The organism is Paracoccus sp. (in: a-proteobacteria) (assembly GCF_047973135.1).
Taxonomy (GTDB): domain Bacteria; phylum Pseudomonadota; class Alphaproteobacteria; order Rhodobacterales; family Rhodobacteraceae; genus Paracoccus.
Window position 1 is genome coordinate 1 of the sequence record NZ_JBKEBL010000143.1, and the last position, 2,178, is coordinate 2,178.

General features: G+C 64.2%; 3 protein-coding genes and 3 pseudogenes. 3 read left to right on the forward strand and 3 right to left on the reverse strand.

Going from position 1 to position 2,178, the window contains the following annotated elements; translation table 11 throughout:
* Positions 1–495, forward strand: a pseudogene (locus ACK5L9_RS11000) (peptidase U35); the annotation flags it as partial.
* A 2-nt stretch (positions 496–497) separates the two neighbouring features.
* Here the strand turns inward: ACK5L9_RS11000 and ACK5L9_RS11005 are convergent.
* Positions 498–788 (reverse strand): type II toxin-antitoxin system RelE/ParE family toxin, encoded by a 291-nt coding sequence (locus ACK5L9_RS11005; protein WP_416911510.1) that lies wholly within the window; start codon positions 786–788, stop codon positions 498–500.
* A 6-nt stretch (positions 789–794) separates the two neighbouring features.
* Complete coding sequence (locus ACK5L9_RS11010) at positions 795–1,034, reverse strand: ribbon-helix-helix domain-containing protein (RefSeq protein WP_416911511.1); 240 nt, start codon at positions 1,032–1,034, stop codon at positions 795–797.
* Between the two features lie 116 nt (positions 1,035–1,150).
* Between ACK5L9_RS11010 and ACK5L9_RS11015 the strand changes: the two are divergent.
* A pseudogene (locus tag ACK5L9_RS11015) lies at positions 1,151–1,417 on the forward strand (capsid cement protein); the annotation flags it as partial.
* On the opposite strand, the pseudogene ACK5L9_RS11020 reads toward ACK5L9_RS11015, so the two are convergent.
* Positions 1,411–1,800 (reverse strand): annotated as a pseudogene (locus ACK5L9_RS11020) (conjugal transfer protein TrbE); the annotation flags it as partial. The pseudogenes ACK5L9_RS11015 and ACK5L9_RS11020 overlap by 7 nt on opposite strands.
* Between ACK5L9_RS11020 and ACK5L9_RS11025 the strand changes: the two are divergent.
* Positions 1,785–2,178 (forward strand): transposase (locus ACK5L9_RS11025; RefSeq protein WP_416911512.1); only part of this gene is annotated, 394 nt, incomplete at its 3' end. The pseudogene ACK5L9_RS11020 and the gene ACK5L9_RS11025 overlap by 16 nt on opposite strands.

The following is a 2,178-nucleotide window of genomic DNA, read 5'->3' on the forward strand; positions in this document are numbered from 1 at the left end:
ATGGCTGACGGCAAGACCCTGTTCCATGCCGATCACGGCAATCAGGGCACGGCATCGGTCATTTCGGAGTCGGCGCTGGCCGCGGCCTACCGCGCCTTCGGCCAGCAGAAGGGCCTTGAGGACCGGCTGATCTCGATCCTGCCGCGCTGGATCCTGACGCCCCCCGGCCCGCGCACGGTCGAGGCCCGCAAGCAGGTCACGGCGACCACACCCGGAAGCACCGCCGAGGTCAACACCTTCTCCGGACGGCTGGAAGTCATCGAAGAACCCCGCCTGATCCCGGCCAGCGGTCAGGATCCGTGGTTCCTCGCCGCAGACCCGGCCCGGATCGACACCGTGGAATATGCCTATCTGGACGGGCAGGAAGGCGTCTTCACCGAGACCCGCACCGGCTTCGAGGTCGACGGGCTCGAGATCAAGGCGCGGCATGATTTTGCCGCGAAAGCCATCGACTGGCGCGGCCTTTACCGCAACCCGGGCGCAGCACCGGTGTGATATCAGAACAGACCGAACAGGTCGCGATGACCATGCACAACGCGCACAATTTCAACCTCGGCATCGGACACCAGCCGATAGAGAAGCAGATAGGAGCCGCTGACGAGATAACGCAGACCGGGGCGGATATCATCGCGGGCGGCGCCGATCTTCGGATGATCGACCAGCATGGCGGCTGCGGTATCCAGACGATCAAGAACCCCGTCCGCAGCCTTCGGGCTGTCAGCGGCAATATACCTCCAGATTCCGATCAGGTCTTCCCGGGCCGCTTCAGTGTAACGGACGGTCGCCATTCAGGATCAGGACATCCCGTGTCTGCGGCGGGCCTCGGCCTTGATATCGGCCATGGTCGTGCCGGGCGCGGCAGGCCCGCTCGCCCGCCCCTCGTCCCAGAGCTGACCGATCAACCGGGGTGTGCGCCATTCGCGCAGCGCCTCTCTGACAACCTCGCTGGACGAGGCGTAATCGCCGCTGCGCACCGCCTCGCCCAGAAGGGCAGCGTGCTCGTCGGTAATCGAAATGCTGATCTTTGCGGACATGGGATGCCTCCTGCCGCAAAGGTAGGAAAAATTCGCACCGCTTGCAAGCGTGACGTGACGCGGCGGGCTCGACCAGCCGCATCATCCCTACCCTCTCATCCCGAAAGGACCCTCCCATGAAGAATTTTGTTGCACAGGGCAATATCATCACCGTGCCGACCGAGGTCCTCCTCCTCGGCGACAGTGTCATCGGCGGAAAGGTCTATCTCCTCTCCGGCGGGCTGTTCGGTGTCGCCACCGCCACGGTCGAAGTGACCGATATCGGTCAGGGCAAGGACTGCACGATTGCCACCACGGGCATTTTCGATCTGCCAAAGCAGCCGTCACAGGCCTGGCTGATCGGCGCAAAGATCTATTGGGACGGCATGAATGAGCGGGCCATGACCACCGCCATTCCCGCCACGTCCGCCCCGAGTTCCTGCAAGGCCATGTCGGCATCGAGCGCCTTGTTGGCGGCGTCAGTATCCACCAGCGCGGATGCCTCATTGGTCATCACTTCCTTGAGGATCGCGGCGATGCTCTTGCGTTTGGCGAACCACTGGCGGCGGATGCGGGTCAGCAGCCCGGTCGCATCGGTCTTGTCCATGAGGATGGCGCGGGTGGACCAGCGATAGGGAAAGGCCAGCCGGTTCATCTCGTCCAGAAGGCCCGGCGTTGTTGCGGTCGGGAAGCCCACGATGGTCAGAATGCGCAGATGGGCGTCGCCCAGGCGCGGCTCCAGCCCGCCGGTGAGCGGCTGATCGGCCAGCAATGCGTCCAGGTGCATCACCGGTCAATGGCAAGCAGGTCCTGCTCGGATTTGACGGTGCCGACATGAGTTCCGACGCCGGGCTGATGCTGTTGCGAGAGATCGAGCGCCGTGAACGTCTGGCAGGTTGGCTGGCCTCTTGCGTGGACGACCCGCGTGATCCGGGCAAGGTGCAGCACAGCCTCGAGGAGATTATCCGCTTCCGGATCCTGATGATTGCGGCGGGCTACGAGGATGCCAATGATGCCGCCGATCTGCGCCATGATCCGAGCTTCAAGCTCGCCCTGGAACGCGCCCCGGAAAGTGGCGCGGCGCTGTGCTCGCAGCCGACCATCTCGCGAATGGAGAACCTCCCCGACGCCCGCGCCCTGATCCGCATGGGGCGTGAGATGGTTC

Bases quoted from the DNA above. Each gene is read 5' to 3' on its own strand.
- ACK5L9_RS11005 (WP_416911510.1), bottom strand. From the start codon at position 788: ATGGCGACCGTCCGTTACACTGAAGCGGCCCGGGAAGACCTGATCGGA.
- ACK5L9_RS11010 (WP_416911511.1), bottom strand. From the start codon at position 1,034: ATGTCCGCAAAGATCAGCATTTCGATTACCGACGAGCACGCTGCCCTT.